Raw genomic sequence first — 17,870 nt, forward strand, 5'->3', positions numbered from 1 at the left:
TGAATTGATTTCATCCGTGGAGTTTTCATGTTCGCTGCCTTGCCCCTGACCGCCCTGCGCGCGTTCGAATCCGCCTCACGCCTGTTGAGTTTCAAGGCGGCCGCCGAAGAACTGGCGGTGACGCCGACGGCGATTTCCCATCAGATCCGCTCGCTGGAGGACTGGCTCGGCGTGGCGCTGTTCGAACGCCTGCCGCGCCAGGTGCGCCTGACCGAGGGTGGCGAGCGGCTGTTTCGCAGCCTGCACGGCGCGTTTCTGGAGGTGGCGCAAAGCGTCGACACGCTGCGTCCGCAACGCAGCGGCAGCAACCTGACGCTGTCGACCACCGCCGCGTTCGCTGCGCTGTGGCTGGTGCCGCGACTGGGGCGGTTTTATGCCAAGCACCCGAACATCAATGTGCGACTGGACACCCACTGCGAAGTCATCGACCTGCATCAGGACGCCAGCGTCGATCTGGTGCTGCGCTACAGCCTCGACGACTACCCGAACCTCTACGGGTTGTGCCTCTTCGATGAATCGTTCGGCGTGTACGGCTCGCCGGAACAGGTGGCACTGGCCGCCCGTCGCACCCCGGCGCTGATCAGCGTGCGCTGGCACAACTCGAAGCTCTACGCCCACGGTTGGGAAGCCTGGTGCGCACAATCAGGCGAGAACTGGTTGAATCAGCACCCGGCCGTCCGCGAATACGACGAAGAGCATTACGCCCTGCAAGCGGCCATCGCCGGGCAAGGGCTGGTGCTGGCGAGCAACATTCTGGTGTCGGAGAGCGTCGCCAATGGTTTGCTGATGCCGTACAAGGGTGAAGTGCAGGTCGACGGTGCCGGTTACAGTGCCCTCTGTGTACCGGGCCGTGAGCGGCATCCACCGGTGAAAGCGTTTTTTGCCTGGCTGCGCGAAGAAGCACAGCTTTCCGGGCATGTCCCGCGCTGAATCCGACAAAACTTTTTGCGGTGTTTATCACTCACAACCAGGTAACGATCACGTCAGCAGAACGTGACGCCAATTGGATTAGCCTCCAGGAGACTGAAATGAGTGACCTGCATTTGTCTGATGTTCAAACCCTGCGCGAGCGCGCACGCCAGCATGTGGAAAATGGCGCGGTGACCGAAAGCTACAGCGCCAACCGTGAAGAAGTGCTGCGCCTGCTCAACGAATCGCTGGCCACTGAACTGGTCTGCGTCCTGCGCTACAAGCGCCACTACTTCATGGCCAACGGCCTGAAAGCCAACGTCGCCGCCGACGAATTCCTTGAGCACGCCACTCAGGAAGCCGAACATGCCGACCGTCTCGCCGAGCGCATCGTGCAACTGGGCGGTGAGCCTGAGTTCAACCCTGACCTGCTGTCGAAGATGTCCCACGCGCAATACGTGGCCGGCAACACCTTGAAGGAAATGGTTTACGAAGACTTGGTGGCCGAGCGGATCGCCATCGACAGCTATCGCGAGATCATCCAGTACATCGGTGAAAAGGATCCGACCACGCGCCGGATCTTCGAAGACATCCTGGCTCAGGAAGAAGAGCATGCGGATGACATGGCGGATATTCTGAAAGACCTCTAATCCCCGCTAACCCCACCGACCGATCGTTCCCACGCTCTGCGTGGGAATGCCGCCATGGACGCTCTGCGTCCGCTGTTGGGACGCGGAGCGTCCCGGGATGCATTCCAGAGCGTGGGAACGATCTGAGTTGCAGCAATTACTTGGTGGGTTTGACAGTTGCTGGCGCCTTGCCCGCCTTCATCTGCTCCAGCAACGGCGCGCACTGGTTAGGCTCGCCACCGCTCGGCGCCACCAGCGCCAGCAGCCCCGCCGCCGGCGCAGCGATCACACCCAGCGCCACCATCCCTGCTCCGCGCAACATCAGCGGCACGGCTTTGACCCCGGCATCCGGCTTGATGAACTTGCCGCGTACATAGAGCGGCGAACGCAGGGAAATCAGGCGCCAGCCCTTGGATTCCGGCGTCACGGTCAGATCCAGTTGCTCGGTCGCCATGTTCGCCGTGCCGTCGATGTAGATGATCGCGTTCTCGGTATCGAACACAAACAGCCGCGTGCTCGCCAGGCCGGTCTTGATATCGAAGTCCGCTGCCGCGCAGTTGATCTTCACTTCCTTGTCGCCAAAGATCTTGCCGACCACGTAGTTGCCGACGTTGAGACCTGCCAGCTCCATCAACTCGCGACTGATCGCGCCGTCGTTGATCAGCATCTTCAGGTTGCCGTTGGCGCCGCCCAGCAATTTGGCCACCGAGTTGCCGCGACCGGTGATATCGGCATCGCCGTTGAGCTCGCCGAAACTGGTCTTCATCGGTTCAAAGGTCGGGAACAGCTGCTTGAGCTTGAACTTGCGCGCGGTCAGTTTGGCCCGGCCCTCCAACGGCTCGGTGCGACCGTTGAGGCGAATCTGCGCGTCGAGATTGCCGCCGGCCACGCCGAACCGCAGCGGTTCCAGGCTCAGTTCGCCGTCGTTGAGTTTGAGGTGGGTATAGAGGTCGGTGAACGGCAGTTCTTCGCTGTGGACAATGCGCTTGCCGGTGAATTCGACGTCGGCGTCCATGTCGCGCCAGCGTTCGGTCTTGAACTCTTCCACCGGCAGCACCTTGTCCGCCGGCTGTTTGCTTTCGCCGCCACGGGCCTTCTGCTTGGCATTGGAGTCGGCCCCGATCAGCGGCGCGAGGTCGGCAAACAGCAGTTGATTGGACAGCAGCGCACCACTCAGTTTGGGCCGCGGCTGGCTGGCGACGTAGGCCAGATCACCATGGATGTCGCTGCTGCCGATCTTGCCGTTGAACTGTTCATAGCGAAATTGCGCACCGCCCGGCTCGTGCAGTTTGGCGATCAAATGACCGTCGGTGGCGTACGGCGGGGTGTCCGGCAGTGTTACGCCGGTCAGCGGATACAGGTTGCCGAGGCTGGCGCCTGCCAGTTTCAGGCGCAGATCGAGGGCGCCGAGATTGAGCGGATCGGTCAAGGTACCGGCGAGTTCGATGCTGGTATCGCCGATTTTCGCCTGGGCCTGCAACGGGAACGGTTTGCTCGCATCCTGCAGGGCCAGCAGGCCGCCGATCTTGCCCTGGCCGGCGAGTTTCTGGCCGTGGTACTGGCCGGTGACTTTCAGGCTGAAGGCGTAATCCTGCGGCGCGCCGCCCTTGTCCTGTGCGGTTTTCGCCGCTTTGTCGCCGACGATGTCGCTGAACGGAATCGGCTTGCCCAGCGGGTCGATCAACAGATCGAGGTTGGTCTTGAGGGTCTGGTCATCCAGGGTGACGTGGCCCTTGTCGAAACCGATGGCACCGATGTCGACCACCCAGTTCGAGGGTTCGGCATTAGGATCCTTGGGATCGAAGTTGAAGGTCCAGTTGGCGCGACCATCGGCAAGGCGCTGCAATTGCGCGTTCGGTTCGGTCAAGTCGATGCGCGGGATCGTCACCCGTTGTGCCAGCAAGGCCAGCGGCGAAATGCGCAATTCAACCCTTTTCAGGGTGACCATCTGCGGCTGCTTCGACCAGTCGGGATTGCCCAGAGTCAGGTCTTCGGCCACCACATGCGGCCACGGCACCCAGGCGCGCCAGCCGCCCTCGTCGAGTTCGCGCCGCCAGACCACCGACAGATTGCCGTTGATGGCAAACGGTCGATGCAGTTCTTCCGAAACTTTGGCGTTGAGCGGCGGTTTGATCCGGTTCCAGTCGAAGAACACGATGATCAGCACCAGCACCGCCAGAAGCAGCACGAGGGTGGTGAAGGTCCAGGCGAAGATTTTACGCGCGCGCGTCATTGCACAAAGCTCCTGAAGACGACTGCATCCATTGGCACGACGCAGCTGAAACGACGGGCCATGATGGCCCTCATGAAATCTGTGACTGACAAACAGCCCGCAGGTTTAATCCAAAGCCCTATCGAGGGCAAAAAACGGTCGCCATTCTGACCGATCGGTCGAATGGGCGTTACCGGTCCCGCACATTTGCGGGGCGCAAGTGGGTGGAAAATACCCACCGCAGTGCAAAACCGCCCGCCTGAAACGCCCGAGCTAGAGCCTCCCAAGCGAACAATCAATTCTGTTGATTATTACCATTGTGTTTATGAACTTTTATATCGACTTATCGAGAGTAGCATTGCCCTCGTACCCACTTTATCGCCCTCCCAAGGAGCAACCCATCATGAAACGCCAACTTCTGTTCAGTCTTACCCTCTCGATGCTGGCCAGCACCGCTTTCGCTCTGCCAGCTGCCGATCAAGCGACTCCGCAAGTCAAAACCAGCCACTCGGTGTTCAGCCAGACTGTTGCCGCTGATGGTTCGGACCGCACTCCACAAGGCCAGACCCTGGCTGAAAACGGTCGTAACCGCCTGGAAGAAAAAGGCCTGGTTCAAGATGGCTATGACAAAACCCCTCAAGGTCAATTCGTAGCTGAAGGCGGCCGTGATCGCCTGGAAGAGAAAGGTCTGGTTCAAGACGGCTCGGATCGCACTCCACAAGGCCAAATCCTGGCATCTGACGGTAGCGACCGTACCCCACAAGGCCAGACTCTGGCTTCTGACGGTGGCGACCGTACCCCACAAGGTCAGACCCTCGCTGCTGACGGCTACGACAAAACCCCACAAGGTCAAACCCTGGCCGAAGGTGGTGGTGACCGCGTGATCGAACGCAACAGCGCTTTGAGCTAAGCCCATGGCGGCCTGGAAAAAAAGCCCAATCCCCGGATTGGGCTTTTGACTTTTCATCAGCCGGTATTAAAGAAGCCGAAATTTCCCTGTTCCCTCTCCCCCGCTGCCGTTCGACGCCGACAAAGCCGATTTGCTAGAGTGCGGCGCTTGTCTTGCCTAAGAACACACCCTTGCGATGCTGCCCCGCGCCGAACAGAAACAACAGACCCGCAACGCCCTGATGGACGCTGCCCGCCACTTGATGGAAAGCGGCCGAGGATTCGGCAGCCTGAGCCTGCGTGAAGTGACGAAAACCGCCGGCATCGTGCCCACCGGTTTCTACCGGCATTTCGCCGACATGGACGAACTCGGCCTGGTACTGGTCAGCGAAGTCGGCCAGACCTTCCGCGAAACCATCCGCCTGGTGCGCCACAACGAATTCGTCATGGGCGGGATCATCGATGCCTCGGTGCGAATTTTCCTCGACGTGGTCAGCGCCAACCGTTCGCAATTCCTGTTTCTCGCCCGCGAGCAGTACGGCGGATCGTTGCCGGTGCGTCAGGCCATTGGCCGTTTGCGCGAGGACATCAGCTCCGACCTGGCGGCGGATCTGGCCTTGATGCCCAAGCTTCAGCACCTCAATCGCGAAGGCTTGAGCGTGATGGCGGACCTGATCGTCAAATCGGTGTTCGCCACCCTGCCGGACATCATCGACCCGCCGGCCGAAGCCCTGCCCGAGCATCTGACGCCACAGGCGAAGATCACCCAGCAGTTGCGCTTCATCTTTATCGGGTTGAAGCACTGGCAAGGCCTTGGTAGTACCGAATAATTCCTCTCCAGCCCCAATACCCTGTGGGAGCGAGCTTGCTCGCGATAGCGGTGTGTCAGTCAACTCTATATGACTGGGCGGAAGCCATCGCGAGCAAGCTCGCTCCCACACTGGCTCTTGTTTGGTGCATGTAAAAAACTTCATGCACCAAAACACCTCACAATCCTGCAACATCTTGAAACATCCGCTACGCTCCGACAGGGTTTTCCTACATATCGTCCGATTGGCAAGCCCCTTGCTCTAGCCTGAGCATTGTCCATTGCTGGAAGCTTTCCGATGCTGGTGATTCATCGCAGAATCGACCCCCAACCCGTCTGGGCCGCCGAGTTGCACCTGAGCTTCGAAGCCCGGAGCAAAAGCCGGCTGCGCTGTTTCAGTGCCGAAGGCGAAGACGTCGGTCTGTTTCTGGAGCGCGGCCAGCCACCACTGTACGACGGCGAATGCCTGCAAGCCGAAGATGGCCGGATCGTCCGGGTCTGCGCCCGCCCCGAACAATTGCTTCACGTCACCTGCGCCAACGCCTTCGAACTGACTCGCGCGGCCTATCACCTGGGCAATCGCCATGTTGCGCTGCAAGTCGGTGACGGCTGGTTGCGGCTGCTCGACGATTACGTGCTCAAAGCGATGCTCGAACAGCTCGGTGCCGCCGTGGAATCGATCGAAGCGCCGTTCCAGCCGGAACATGGCGCCTACGGTGGCGGCCATCATCATTCGCGGCACGGTGACGAGGACTTCAACTACGCGCCGAAACTCCATCAGTTCGGCGTCCGTTTGTGAACCCGGCCTGGGCGCTGCTGCGCCTGGCCAGTCCGCAATTGCCGATTGGCGGCTACAGCTATTCCCAGGGCCTGGAGATGGCGGTGGATAACGGTCGCGTCGACAGCCCGGACAGCGCCCGCCGCTGGATCAGCGATCAGTTACTGCTCAATCTCGCCCGGTTCGAAGCCCCCATGCTGCTCGCCCATTGCCAGGCTGCGGCAAACGAAAGCTGGGATGAATTGCGCAGGCTCTGCGAAAGCCACCGCGCCAGCCGCGAAACCCGCGAACTGCATCTGGAGAGTCGGCAGATGGGCTACTCGTTGCAGCAGTTGCTCCACGGCTTGCCCGAGCTCGACGCACCGGCCCGCGATTTTCTTGAGCAATGCACCGAACCGCACCTGGCCCTGTGCTGGGCATTTGCGGCCCGCGCCTGGCAGATCAGCCCGCAAGACGCCCTCGCTGCGTGGCTGTGGAGCTGGCTGGAAAACCAGCTCGCGGTGCTGATGAAAACCCTGCCGCTGGGCCAGCAAGCCGCCCAGCGACTGACCAGCGAACTGCTGCCGCTGCTGCAACAGGCGCAGCAGGACGCCACCCGAATCAATCCCGAACACCTCGGCAGCGCCGCGTTCGGTCTGTCCCTGGCGTGCATGGCCCATGAGCGCCAGTACAGCCGCCTGTTCCGTTCCTAGGGCCTTTTATCTGGAGAATCACATGAACACACAACCCCTGCGCGTCGGCATCGGTGGCCCGGTCGGTTCCGGCAAGACCGCATTGACCCTGGCCCTGTGTCTGGCCCTGCGCGAGCGCTACAACCTGGCGGTGGTCACCAACGACATCTACACCCGCGAAGACGCCGACTTCCTGGTGCGCAACGAAGCGCTGGCACCGGAGCGGATCATCGGCGTTGAAACCGGCGGCTGCCCGCACACCGCGATCCGCGAAGACGCCTCGATCAACCTCGAGGCGGTGGATCAACTGAACCGGCGTTTTCCGGGGCTGGACCTGATCCTGGTGGAGTCCGGTGGCGACAACCTTTCCGCGACCTTCAGCCCGGAACTGTCCGACCTGACCATCTATGTGATCGACGTGTCGGCCGGCGACAAGCTGCCGCGCAAGGGCGGGCCCGGCATTTGCAAATCCGACCTGCTGGTGATCAACAAGATCGACCTCGCGCCGCTGGTCGGCGCCTCGCTGGAGATGATGAACAGCGACACCCAACGCATGCGCAACGGCAAGCCGTTCGTGTTCAGCAACCAGAAAACCGGTCAGGGCCTGGAAGACATCATCGCCTTCATCGAACGCCAGGGCCTGCTGACCGCAGCCTGATTCACTGATCAACAAGGAAGCTTATCCATGACACTCAAACGCATTCTCGGCGCCGTCGCACTGCTGCTGACACCGGCCCTGGCCTTCGCCCACCCCGGTCACGGCGACTCTGGCCTGGTGGCCGGCATCAGCCACCCGATCGGCGGCCTCGACCATTTGCTGGCGATGGTGGCCGTCGGTCTGTGGGCGGCGCAGCAACAAGGCGCCGCGCGCTGGGCGCTGCCGTGCACCTTCGTCGGTACCATGCTGATCGGCGGCCTGCTCGGATTTGAAGGGCTGGAGTTGCCGGCGCTGGAAAGCGGGATTGCCGCGTCGGTGCTGGCGTTGGGCCTGGCGGTGGCACTGACGGTGCGTCCGCCGCTGGTGATGGCGGTAGCGGCGACGGCGCTGTTTGCGCTGTTCCATGGCGTGGCCCATGGCCTGGAGCTGCCGGACATGTCGAGCCCATGGGCCTATGCCGCAGGTTTCGTGATCGCAACGGCTGCACTGCATGCTGCGGGTTATGCGGTCGTGCGTTTTCTGCCTCAGGCGGCCGCGCCGCTGGTTCGACTGGCCGGAGCGGCTTCGGCGGTGACCGGTGCGTGGTTGCTGGCCGGATGATTTCTATCGCCTGATCAGGCCTCTTCGCGAGCAAGCTCGCTCCCACAAGGTTTGTAAACGCTGCAAAACCAATGTGGGAGCGAGCTTGGTCCGGGCGGCGATCCGACGAAGGCGGACTGACAGACACCGCGTCTCATCACGCCGTTGCTCTGCTACCATGTCGCGCAATCGCCCCTGCCGTGACGACGTCCGCCCATGCCCCACGCTTCCCGCTCCACCTCCCTGCCTGAATTGACCGCCCTGTTCGGTGAAGTGCAACAGCACTTTCTGGACGTGATCGTGCCGCTCTGGCAAGGACCGGGCTGGAACGCCGACATGGCGCTGCCCTACGAGGCGTTGGACGCCGCGCACCAGCCGCTGCCACCGCAGCGCTATCGGGCCATGGCCTGCGCACGGCAGCTGTATCTGTTTTCCAGCCTGATCGGGGTTGTGGATAACGCCGAAGTCCGCGCGGCTGCGCTGTTCCGCTCCCTGCAACGACACTTCCACGATGCCGAACACGGCGGCTGGTTCTACAGCATTGATCCGCAGGGCAAACCGCTGGATCAGCGCAAGGATCTCTACACCCACGCCTTCATCCTGTTCGCTTGCGCCCACTATTGGGACAAGTCTCGCGAGCCGTTGGTGGAATCCACGCTCAACGCCGCGCTGGAAGTCATCGGCCGGCGTTTCGCCACTGGAGACGGCCTCTATGAAGCCTGCCTCGACCGCGACTGGATCACACTGGAAACCGGCCCGCTGCAAAACCCGCTCATGCACCTGGCCGAGGCGTTCCTGGCGACGCTGGCTGTGCGCGAAGACGCGCAGGTCAAGCACGCGCTGAGCGAGTTATGCACAGCCATGCACAAGCACTTCGTTGATCCGCAAGCCGGTGTGCTGATGGAAAAACCGCTGGGAGCTGTGGATAACTGGTATGAGCCGGGCCATCAGTTCGAGTGGTATTTCCTGCTGGAGTCCTCGCCGCTGCTTCGCGGCTCGAAACTGCATGCCGCGCTGGACCGGGCCTTTGCCTTCACCGAGCAGTACGGCGTGGTGCAATCGTCTGGTGCCGTGCGGGCCATGCTTGATCTGAATATGGACGGGCGGCCAAAAGATTCGACCCAACGTATCTGGGCCCAGGCCGAATACCTGCGCGCCCTGACATTACGCCCGGACAGTGAAAGCGCGGTGCTGCGCCAATTGCAGGCGTTGCAGCAGCGCTTCCTGCATACCGGTGGCTGGCATGAATGCCGCGACGAGCGAGGCGAGGTCAGCCGCAAGGACATGCCGTCGACCACGCCGTATCACTTGGCGACCTGCTATGCCGGTCTGGCGGAATATCTCCGCTGACGGATAAATCGCCAGCTGTGCTGGCGACAGGTCGTTATCCGGTTCAAGCCTTGTTGCGCTCGATGGCAAAACCCGCCCAGGTCTGGCTGACCGGCATCAGTTCCAGGCTGTTGATGTTGATGTGCGCCGGGGCATTCAGTACCCAGAAAATCGTCTCGGCGATGTCCTGCGGCTGGATCGGCTCGGCACCGGCGTAGGTCGCGTCGTAACGCGCCTGATCACCGCCGAAACGCACCAGCGAGAACTCGCTCTCGCACAGGCCCGGCTCGATGTTGCTGACGCGCACGCCAGTGCCCTGCAAGTCGCAACGCAGGTTCAGCGAGAACTGTTTGACGAACGCCTTGGTCGCGCCGTAGACGTGGCTGCCCGGGTACGGGTAGTTACCGGCGATGGAACCCAGGTTGACGATGCCGGCGCCGCGACCGTGAGCGATCAGGCGTGGCAGCAGCAGACGGGTGCTGTACATCAGGCCTTTGACGTTGGTGTCGACCATGGTGTCCCAATCGTCGAGGTCGCACTTCGGTGCAGGGTCCACGCCCAGCGCCAGCCCGGCGTTGTTGATCAGGCCGCGCAGTTTGGCGAACGACGGCGGCAGGTTGGCAATCGCCTCCTCCATCGCCTTACGATCACGCACGTCCAGCACCAGCCCATGCACTTCGGTCTGCTTCGACAGCTCGGCGCACAGCGCGTTGAGGCGTTCTTCACGACGACCGGTCAGCACCAGTTTCCAGCCGGCCTCGGCAAAACGACGGGCACAGGCTTCACCAAAACCGGAGGTCGCGCCGGTGATAAACAGGGTGTTGGACATCGTGTTCTCCTTGCTTCGGCCGCAGGGGCAGCCATTGGAATAGAAAATCAGCGGGCAGCATGCCCGGCCCTGCTTTAGCCGGCAACCACCGAATCCTGCTCATTAATTGATCAACGGCCGCTACGCCATACGCAACGTGCCCTGTAGCCATGTGCACGCACGTTATCCACAAGCCCTTCCACAGTTTCCGGGGGCAAGTGGGAAAGCGCAAAGCCGCGCCACACAAGGCTTTGCGGGCGATTCAGAAAGTTTTTTGCTTGACCCTGCACAATCAGTTGTGCCGGCAAGAGCATTTCGCACGACCGGCCGGTCATGGCCATGATTGCGCGAGGCCAGCAATTACGGCCCTCAGCCGAGTCTTTCCAGAGTTTAATCACAGACTTATCCACAGGAATGACCACAGCGATCCGCGTCGTTTTTCACCTCGATAAAAAGGTTGACAAACGGGCCTTCCCCTCAGCAAAAACACACTGTTCAAAAAACAAACACACCTCTGCAAGCCACGGTTTTCAAGGCTTTCAGCCAGCTACACCCACGTTATTCACAGCCAGCTCCACAGCAAACGGGGACAAGTCAAAACTGTGGAAAAACAGCCATTTGCAGCGTCTATATGTCGCGCTTTGGCAGGTTGGCGATTTTGTTTTCCACAATTTCCCGAAAGTCCTGGTGTTCAGTGGACGAGCAGACGTAAAAAAGCCCCGACACTCACGCATCGGGGCTTGTGGACAACTCCAAACGGTCAGTGACCGCCGAGGTAAGCGTTACGCACCTCCTCGTTCACCAGCAGCTCCTTGCCGGTGCCCGTCAGGCGGATCTCGCCGTTGACCATCACGTAGGCCCGGTCGGACAGTTTCAACGCATGGTTGGCGTTCTGCTCGACGAGGAAAATGGTCATACCGGTTTTCGCCAGCTCCCGCAGGGTGGCGAAAATCTGTTTCACCACGATCGGCGCCAGGCCCAGGCTCGGCTCATCCAGCAGCAACAGCTTGGGCCGGCTCATCAGCGCCCGGGCGATGGCGAGCATCTGCTGCTCGCCGCCGGACATGGTCATCGCGCGCTGATTGCGGCGTTCTTCGAGCCGCGGAAACAGCTCGAACATGCGCTGCATGTCTTCCTTGGCGTACTTGTCGCCGATCGGGATGGTGCCCATCAGCAGGTTTTCCTCGACGGTCATGTCGGGGAACACCCGCCGCCCTTCCGGCGACTGCGCGATGCCGTTGGAGGCGATGTAGTGCGATGACTTGTGGGTAATGTCCACGCCCTGATAAAGGATCTGCCCGCCCGCCGCGCGAGGCTGGCCGAAGATCGACATCAACAGCGTCGACTTCCCCGCACCGTTGGAGCCGATCAGGCTGACGGTTTCGCCTTCGTTGATCTGCAGCGAAACGCCTTTGAGGGCCTGGATCGGGCCGTAGAACACGTCCAGATCCTTGAGTTCGAGGATGGGTTGCGTCATACGACTTCCTCTTCGTCGGCGCCCAGGTAGGCTGCGATCACTTTCGGATCGTTACGAATGGCATCCGGACCGCCCTCGGCGATGACGATGCCGTGGTCCAGCACCACGATGTGATCGGAAATGCTCATTACCATGCCCATGTCGTGTTCGATCAGCACCACGGTCAGATCGTGCTCGTCGCGCAGCAGCCGGATCATCGCGCTCAGCGCTTCGGTTTCCTGAGGGTTGAGGCCGGCGGCCGGTTCGTCGAGGCAGATGATCTGCGGCCGCGTACACATGGCCCGGGCGATTTCCAGACGGCGTTGCTGGCCGTAGGACAGTTCACCGGCCAGACGGTTGGCGCAGTCCACCAGATCCACCACTTCCAGCCAGTAGAACGCGCAGTCCAGCGCGTCGCTTTCAGCCTTGCGATAGCCTTTGGTGTTGAAGATGCCGGCCAGCATGTTGCGGTTGACCCACATGTGCTGCGCCACCAGCAGGTTTTCCAGCACCGACATTTCCTTGAACAGGCGAATGTTCTGGAACGTCCGGGCCAGGCCCGCGCGGTTCACCAGATGGGTGCCACCGAACATCTTGTAGTACAGGCGACTGGCGAAGTTTTTCGGTGAGACGAAGTCGGTCGGCTTGAACGATTCGCCCAGCAGCTGGATGACGTTGGTCTGCCGGCCGCGCACGTTGAGTTCGATCTTGCCGCCGGAGGCCTTGTAGAAGCCGGTCAGGCAGTTGAATACCGTGGTCTTGCCGGCGCCGTTGGGGCCGATCAGGGCAAAGATCGAGTTGCGTTTGACCTTCAGGCTGACATCGCTCAAGGCCTTGATGCCACCGAAATGCATCATCAGTTTTTCAACAGAGAGTACGACTTCACTCATGGCGCAGTCCTCTCATAGTGAATGGCACCTTTGCGTGGAGTGACCCCGGTACGGCTGATGCGGATCAGCCCGCGCGGTCGCCAGATCATCATCAACACCATCAGGATCCCGAACAGCAGCACGCGGTATTCGGCGAAGCCGCGCAGCAGTTCCGGGGCGACGGTCAGCACGAACGCTGCGATCACCACACCGATGGTCGAGCCCATGCCGCCGAGCACGACGATGGCGAGGATCAGCGCCGACTCGAAGAAGGTGAACGAGGTCGGGTTGACGAAGCCTTGGTAGGTGGCGAAGAACACACCCGCCAGACCCGCCGTGGATGCACCGATGGCGAACGCCGAGAGCTTGACCAGCACGTGGTTCAAACCCATCGAGCGGCAGGCGATTTCGTCTTCGCGCAGGGCTTCCCAGGCGCGGCCGACCGGCATTTTCACCAGACGATGCTTGATGTAAAGCACAGCCAGCACCACCAGGAACAGCACCGCATAGATGAAGTAATACTTCACGTCCGGGTTGTAGGCGATGCCGAAAAACTCGTGGAACGGCACTCCTCCATCTTTCGCCCGCTTGCCGAATTCCAGACCGAAGAAGGTCGGCAGTGGCGCCGGCATGCCGTTAGGGCCGCCAGTCAGCGATAGCCAGTTGTTGAGTACCAGACGAATGATTTCACCGAAGCCCAGGGTCACGATCGCCAGGTAGTCGCCATGCAGGCGCAGCACCGGGAAACCGAGGATGCAACCGGCGAGTCCGGCAGTGATCGCCGCCAGCGGCAGCACCGTCCAGAAGCCCAGCCCGAGGTACTGGTAACCGAGCGCCAGACCGTAGGCGCCGATGGCGTAGAACGCCACGTAACCCAGGTCGAGCAGCCCGGCGAGACCGACCACGATGTTCAGCCCCAGCCCCAGCAGCACGTAGATCAGTCCGAGGATGACCACGCCCAGCAGGTACGAGTTGGAAACGAAAGGCACGATCACGGCGATCACGATCAGCAGCGGGATGATCCAGCGCAGCCTGGATTTGTGATCGGCGGGCAGCACATGCACGCCTGAACCGGAGCTCTCGAATCCTTCGAGGATTTTCAGGCCCCTGGGGGTTTGCAGGAACAGGCTCAGGGCAAACCGGCCGGCCATGACGATGGCAATGATCCACGCCACGCGGGTCGGTTCGAGGTTGAAGCTGTAGCCGTCGAGTACCACGCCGACAATCGGCCCGAACACGATCAGGGCGATCAGACCGGCGAGAATCGCCTCAACCAGGCTCTTTTTCACATCAATGGATTTTGCAGTGGTTGAAGACATCGCTTACACCTTCGACACAAGAGGACGGCCCAGCAGGCCCTGAGGCCGGAAGACCAGAACAAGTACGAGCAGCGAGAAGCTGAACACGTCTTTGTAGTCGGAGTTGACCAGGCCCGAGAACAGCGACTCGGAGATCCCGAGGATGATCCCGCCGAGCATGGCGCCAGGCAGCGAGCCGATCCCGCCGAGCACCGCGGCGGTAAACGCCTTGATGCCGATGACGAAGCCTGCGTAGAAGTCGAACGTGCCGTAGTTCATGGTGATCAACACGCCGGCCAGAGCCGCCATCGCTGCACCGATGATGAACACATAGGAAATCACCCGGTCGGTGTTGATCCCCAGGATCGATGCCATTTTGCGGTCTTGCTGGGTAGCGCGGCACATGCGGCCGAGCTTGGTGTACTTGATCACGTAGGTCAGCAGGCCCATCCCGACGAACGCCGCGACGAGAATGAAGACTTTGGTGTAGGTCAGCTGGACGAAGCCCGAGCCGACATCGATGCGCCAGGCGCCGGAGAGCAGCGTCGGAACACCCTGTTGGCGGGCGCCCTGGCTGATCTGCGCATAGTTTTGCAGGATCAGGGAGATACCGATGGCACTGATCAGCGGAGCCAGTCGGGTCGAGTTGCGCAGTGGTTTGTAGGCGATGCGTTCGATGACCCAGCCATACACACCCGTGACGACGATGGTGAAAACCAGTGTGCCGAGCATCAGCAGCGGGAAGGATTCGATACCGAAGTAAGCCAGCAGAGCCAGACTGATTGCCGCGAGGTAAGCGGAAATCATGTAAACCTCGCCGTGGGCGAAGTTAATCATGCCGATGATGCCGTAGACCATTGTGTAGCCGATGGCGATCAGGCCATAGACCGACCCGAGGGTCAGGCCGTTGACCAGTTGCTGCAGGAAAATACCATCCATAACGCAATCTCACGCAGTGAGAACCTGCGCACCCGGGGGCGCGCGGTTCTTCTAGGAAAAATACAGATTTACGTCGGAGCATTGTCAGAGCGCAGTCAGCCCGACCACCACAGGATCCTGTGGGAGCGAGCTTGCTCGCGAAAGCGGTTAAACATTCAACAGGGATGTTGCCTGTGATTCCGTCTTCGTCGGAACGCCGCCCGGAGCAAGCTCGCTCCCACATGGGATGAGTGGGATCAACTGATCGCGTCAGCCCTTACTTCTGCTTTTCCAGCTGGTGATATTTGCCGTCCTTGTCCCACTGGTAAACCACGTAGTCGGAGACTTTCAGGTCGCCCTTGGCGTCCCAGGTCTTCTCGCCCATCACGGTCTTGACCGGGTTGGCTTTCAGCCATTTGGCAGCGTCTTCGCCATTGTTGGACTTGGCGCCATTGAAACCGGCGGCCAGTGCCTGGATCGAGGCGTAGGCGTACAGGGTGTAGCCTTCAGGCTCGGTGCCGGCCTTGCGGAATGCGTCTACCACGGTTTTGCTGTCCGGCAGCAGACGCGGGTCGGCGCCGAAGGTCATCAGCACGCCGTCGACGTATTGCGGGCCGCCGGCGGTGGTCACCAGTTCGTCGGTCACGATGCCGTCGTCAGACATGAACTTCACGTCTTTCAGGCCTTCGGTACGCAGTTGCTTGACCAGTGGACCGGCTTCCGGATGCAGGCCACCAAAGTAGACAACGTCGGCACCGGCCGCGCGGATCTTGGTGACCACGGCGCTGAAGTCTTTTTCACCACGGGTCAGGCCTTCGTACAGCACCGGCTTCACGCCGCGTTTTTCCAGCTGAGCCTTGGTCGCATCGGCCAGGCCCTGACCATAGGTGTCCTTGTCGTGCAGCACGGCCACTTTCTTGCCCTTGAGCACGTCGACGATGTAATCGCCGGCGACGATGCCTTGCTGGTCGTCACGCCCGCACATGCGGAACATGGCGCTCAGGCCGCGCTCGGTCACCTGCGGGTTGGTGGAGCCCGGGGTGATCGCGATGATGCCGGCTTCATCGTAGATCTCGGACGCAGGAATGGTGGAGGACGAGCAGAAGTGGCCGACCACACCGGCGACTTTCTGATTGGTGAGGTCCTTGGCGACCGTCACCGCCTGTTTCGGCTCGCAGGCGTCATCGCCCTTGACCAGAACGATTTTCTCCCCGTTGACGCCGCCCGCCGCGTTTACCGCGTCGGCCGCCGCTTGTGCCCCTTTCATGTACTGTTCGCCAAATGCCGCGTTGGCGCCCGTCATCGGACCCGCCACGCCGATTTTCACATCAGCTTGTGCAAACGAAGAAACACCCAGCGCAGTAGCCACTGCGAGGGCCAGAAAGCCTTTCTTGTAAAACGTCTGGGACATGAGGTGGTGCTCCAAGGTTTTTTTTAGTTGGCACTGCGACTTCACTTGAATGCTCAGAGCAAGGGCCGTGCCATCGGTTTTTTATTCTTCAAAAAGTCGCTGCTTTCTTGTTATTTCGACTGTTTCGTTCCCATTTTCATTGGGCGTGCAACCGTCTAAACCGCGGAAGGTGAAACCAATTATTTTTCAAGGCGCAACCCGCACGCGCCATCATTGCAACCGCGGCACCAAACGACGTGCAACCAGCCTGTAACAGCCCGCGTCACCGAACTGCACACTGCTGGTGCGGGACTGCTACAACCCGCACCATTACAGGCTAGTCGCTACATTGAAAAGCGCCGCGTCACGCAACAATTTTCAACACTCAGATGACGATCCGCAGGCACTGGCCCGCGTGATACAGCGAGAATCCGGCCTCGTACAGGCAACTGCGCAAGCCCGCACCCGTCAGGGGTTGCATCGGTGCGAAGGGAATCGGCAATGCCTGAGGATTTCCGTTACACAGGTAGTCGGCGAAGGCTTTGCCGACCACAGTGCCGGTGGTCACGCCACGGCCGTTGTAACCGGTGACGGCCACCAGTCCGGGCGCCGGTTCGAACAGGCGCATCAGGTGATCGGGAGTGAAAGCGATGCGCCCGGTCCAGGTGCATTCCCACTCCACGGGTTTGAGATTGGGGAAGTAATGCTGCTGCACCCGATCGGCCCAGGCCTTGAGGAACCACGTCGGTTTCTGATTACCGTTGCCGAGACTGCCCAGCAACAGACGCCCGTCCTTGTCACGGCGGATGCTGCTCAACACCTGACGGGTATCCCACGAGCCCTGTCCGCCCGGGAGGATTTCCTGAGCGGCATCTTCGGTGAGCGGCACCGAAGCGACCTGATAGTAGTAACCGGGGAAAAAATTGCGTTTGAGTTCGGTCCAGTCGCCTTCGGTGTAGGCATTGGAGGCGATCACCACTTGCTCGGTGAGCACCGAACCCTGTTCGGTCTGCACCGACCATTTCGGCCCCTGGCGCTCAAGACGCGCGACCGGGGAGTGATCGAACATCTGACCGCCAAGGTTGATGACAGCGTTGGCCAGCCCCGTGACATAAGCCATCGGATTGAGCGTACCGGCGCGCCGGTCGAGCAGCGCAGCGGCGATCTTTTGCGTACCGGTCGCCTGCTCACACGCCTTGCCGGTCAGCAGTTCGACCGGCGCCCCCCGGCGCTTCCACTGTTCTTCGCGACTGCGCAGATCCGCCTCACCCTTGGCGTTGTGCGCCATGTGCAGGGTGCCTTCGCGGCGCAACTGGCAATCGATGTTGTATTTATCCACAAGGCTGAACACCAGCGCCGGCGCCGCACCCAGCATGCGGTTGAGCTGGCTGCCGACCGCTTCGCCGAAGCCGGCCTCGATCTCGTCCGGCGGGATCCACATCCCGGCGTTCACCAGTCCGACGTTGCGCCCGGAGCCGCCATGCCCGGCGCGATGGGCTTCGAGCACACAGACGCTTTTGCCCTTCTCCAACAGATGCAGCGCCGCCGACAGCCCGGTAAATCCGGCGCCGATCACGCAGACATCAACCTTGACCTCGCCCCTGAGCGCCGTGTTATCCGGACGTTGCGGCGTGAGTTTTTCCCACAGACATTCTTCGCGTAACGGCATT

At 61.1% G+C, this 17,870-nt stretch carries 17 protein-coding genes; 9 read left to right on the forward strand and 8 right to left on the reverse strand.

Features of this window, described 5'->3' with window-relative positions; all coding sequences use genetic code 11:
- Positions 1-27: 27 nt before the first annotated feature.
- Positions 28-930, forward strand: a complete 903-nt coding sequence (locus MKZ87_RS24570) for a LysR substrate-binding domain-containing protein (RefSeq protein WP_266202087.1) — start codon at positions 28-30, stop codon at positions 928-930.
- A gap of 98 nt (positions 931-1,028) precedes the next feature.
- Positions 1,029-1,559 (forward strand): ferritin-like domain-containing protein, encoded by a 531-nt coding sequence (locus MKZ87_RS24575; RefSeq protein WP_064379129.1) that lies wholly within the window; start codon positions 1,029-1,031, stop codon positions 1,557-1,559.
- Between the two features lie 136 nt (positions 1,560-1,695).
- Here the strand turns inward: MKZ87_RS24575 and MKZ87_RS24580 are convergent, their stop codons facing one another.
- Positions 1,696-3,771 carry an AsmA family protein gene (locus MKZ87_RS24580; protein ID WP_266202088.1) on the reverse strand — a complete coding sequence of 692 codons (2,076 nt, stop codon included), beginning with the start codon at positions 3,769-3,771 and terminating at the stop codon, positions 1,696-1,698.
- 382 nt (positions 3,772-4,153) lie between these two features.
- Between MKZ87_RS24580 and MKZ87_RS24585 the strand changes: the two genes are divergently transcribed.
- From MKZ87_RS24585 to MKZ87_RS24615, 7 genes are all read left to right on the forward strand, one after another.
- Positions 4,154-4,660, forward strand: a complete 507-nt coding sequence (locus MKZ87_RS24585) for a hypothetical protein (RefSeq protein ID WP_085701281.1) — start codon at positions 4,154-4,156, stop codon at positions 4,658-4,660.
- A gap of 175 nt (positions 4,661-4,835) precedes the next feature.
- Entirely contained in the window at positions 4,836-5,468 is a 633-nt protein-coding gene (locus tag MKZ87_RS24590; protein WP_007950628.1) for a TetR family transcriptional regulator, read from the forward strand.
- A 276-nt stretch (positions 5,469-5,744) separates the two neighbouring features.
- Positions 5,745-6,245, forward strand: a complete 501-nt coding sequence (gene ureE, locus MKZ87_RS24595; RefSeq protein ID WP_085701283.1) for an urease accessory protein UreE — start codon at positions 5,745-5,747, stop codon at positions 6,243-6,245.
- On the forward strand, positions 6,242-6,916 hold the full coding sequence (locus MKZ87_RS24600) for an urease accessory protein UreF (RefSeq protein WP_085703421.1): 675 nt from the start codon (positions 6,242-6,244) through the stop codon (positions 6,914-6,916). Before ureE ends, MKZ87_RS24600 begins: the two co-directional genes overlap by 4 nt.
- A 22-nt stretch (positions 6,917-6,938) precedes the next feature.
- Positions 6,939-7,553: an urease accessory protein UreG gene (gene ureG, locus MKZ87_RS24605; protein ID WP_007950645.1), complete on the forward strand. Its 615-nt coding sequence runs from the start codon at positions 6,939-6,941 to the stop codon at positions 7,551-7,553.
- 27 nt (positions 7,554-7,580) lie between these two features.
- Positions 7,581-8,153, forward strand: coding sequence for a HupE/UreJ family protein (locus tag MKZ87_RS24610; protein ID WP_085703420.1), 573 nt, complete (start codon positions 7,581-7,583; stop codon positions 8,151-8,153).
- A 195-nt stretch (positions 8,154-8,348) separates the two neighbouring features.
- Positions 8,349-9,482 (forward strand): AGE family epimerase/isomerase, encoded by a 1,134-nt coding sequence (locus tag MKZ87_RS24615; protein ID WP_266202089.1) that lies wholly within the window; start codon positions 8,349-8,351, stop codon positions 9,480-9,482.
- A gap of 43 nt (positions 9,483-9,525) precedes the next feature.
- On the opposite strand, the gene MKZ87_RS24620 is transcribed toward MKZ87_RS24615, so the two are convergent.
- The 7 genes from MKZ87_RS24620 to MKZ87_RS24650 all read right to left on the reverse strand — a co-directional run bounded on the left by MKZ87_RS24620 (position 9,526) and on the right by MKZ87_RS24650 (position 17,869).
- Positions 9,526-10,290, reverse strand: coding sequence for an SDR family oxidoreductase (locus MKZ87_RS24620; protein WP_085701286.1), 765 nt, complete (start codon positions 10,288-10,290; stop codon positions 9,526-9,528).
- 739 nt (positions 10,291-11,029) lie between these two features.
- Complete coding sequence (locus MKZ87_RS24625; protein WP_064388664.1) at positions 11,030-11,746, reverse strand: ABC transporter ATP-binding protein; 717 nt, start codon at positions 11,744-11,746, stop codon at positions 11,030-11,032.
- The gene (locus MKZ87_RS24630) at positions 11,743-12,615 is read right to left on the reverse strand and encodes an ATP-binding cassette domain-containing protein (RefSeq protein ID WP_085701287.1); all 873 of its coding nucleotides are present in this window, start codon (positions 12,613-12,615) and stop codon (positions 11,743-11,745) included. The genes MKZ87_RS24625 and MKZ87_RS24630 overlap by 4 nt, the downstream gene beginning before the upstream one ends.
- The gene (livM, locus tag MKZ87_RS24635) at positions 12,612-13,913 is read right to left on the reverse strand and encodes a high-affinity branched-chain amino acid ABC transporter permease LivM (RefSeq protein WP_085701288.1); all 1,302 of its coding nucleotides are present in this window, start codon (positions 13,911-13,913) and stop codon (positions 12,612-12,614) included. The genes MKZ87_RS24630 and livM overlap by 4 nt, the downstream gene beginning before the upstream one ends.
- Before the next feature lie 3 nt (positions 13,914-13,916).
- Positions 13,917-14,831, reverse strand: coding sequence for an ABC transporter permease subunit (locus MKZ87_RS24640; RefSeq protein ID WP_085701289.1), 915 nt, complete (start codon positions 14,829-14,831; stop codon positions 13,917-13,919).
- A gap of 256 nt (positions 14,832-15,087) precedes the next feature.
- Entirely contained in the window at positions 15,088-16,221 is a 1,134-nt protein-coding gene (locus MKZ87_RS24645; RefSeq protein WP_085701290.1) for an ABC transporter substrate-binding protein, read from the reverse strand.
- A 364-nt stretch (positions 16,222-16,585) separates the two neighbouring features.
- Complete coding sequence (locus tag MKZ87_RS24650; RefSeq protein WP_266202090.1) at positions 16,586-17,869, reverse strand: NAD(P)/FAD-dependent oxidoreductase; 1,284 nt, start codon at positions 17,867-17,869, stop codon at positions 16,586-16,588.
- Position 17,870 lies beyond the last annotated feature (1 nt).

It is taken from the genome of Pseudomonas sp. MCal1, from assembly GCF_026341415.1.
Taxonomy (GTDB): domain Bacteria; phylum Pseudomonadota; class Gammaproteobacteria; order Pseudomonadales; family Pseudomonadaceae; genus Aquipseudomonas.

Coding starts and splice junctions, on each gene's coding strand:
- MKZ87_RS24570 (WP_266202087.1), top strand. CDS start 28: ATGTTCGCTGCCTTGCCCCTGACCGCCCTGCGCGCGTTCGAATCCGCC.
- MKZ87_RS24575 (WP_064379129.1), top strand. CDS start 1,029: ATGAGTGACCTGCATTTGTCTGATGTTCAAACCCTGCGCGAGCGCGCA.
- MKZ87_RS24580 (WP_266202088.1), bottom strand. CDS start 3,771: ATGACGCGCGCGCGTAAAATCTTCGCCTGGACCTTCACCACCCTCGTG.
- MKZ87_RS24585 (WP_085701281.1), top strand. CDS start 4,154: ATGAAACGCCAACTTCTGTTCAGTCTTACCCTCTCGATGCTGGCCAGC.
- MKZ87_RS24590 (WP_007950628.1), top strand. CDS start 4,836: ATGCTGCCCCGCGCCGAACAGAAACAACAGACCCGCAACGCCCTGATG.
- ureE (WP_085701283.1), top strand. CDS start 5,745: ATGCTGGTGATTCATCGCAGAATCGACCCCCAACCCGTCTGGGCCGCC.
- ureG (WP_007950645.1), top strand. CDS start 6,939: ATGAACACACAACCCCTGCGCGTCGGCATCGGTGGCCCGGTCGGTTCC.
- MKZ87_RS24610 (WP_085703420.1), top strand. CDS start 7,581: ATGACACTCAAACGCATTCTCGGCGCCGTCGCACTGCTGCTGACACCG.
- MKZ87_RS24615 (WP_266202089.1), top strand. CDS start 8,349: ATGCCCCACGCTTCCCGCTCCACCTCCCTGCCTGAATTGACCGCCCTG.
- MKZ87_RS24620 (WP_085701286.1), bottom strand. CDS start 10,290: ATGTCCAACACCCTGTTTATCACCGGCGCGACCTCCGGTTTTGGTGAA.
- MKZ87_RS24625 (WP_064388664.1), bottom strand. CDS start 11,746: ATGACGCAACCCATCCTCGAACTCAAGGATCTGGACGTGTTCTACGGC.
- MKZ87_RS24630 (WP_085701287.1), bottom strand. CDS start 12,615: ATGAGTGAAGTCGTACTCTCTGTTGAAAAACTGATGATGCATTTCGGT.
- livM (WP_085701288.1), bottom strand. CDS start 13,913: ATGTCTTCAACCACTGCAAAATCCATTGATGTGAAAAAGAGCCTGGTT.
- MKZ87_RS24640 (WP_085701289.1), bottom strand. CDS start 14,831: ATGGATGGTATTTTCCTGCAGCAACTGGTCAACGGCCTGACCCTCGGG.
- MKZ87_RS24645 (WP_085701290.1), bottom strand. CDS start 16,221: ATGTCCCAGACGTTTTACAAGAAAGGCTTTCTGGCCCTCGCAGTGGCT.
- MKZ87_RS24650 (WP_266202090.1), bottom strand. CDS start 17,869: ATGCCGTTACGCGAAGAATGTCTGTGGGAAAAACTCACGCCGCAACGT.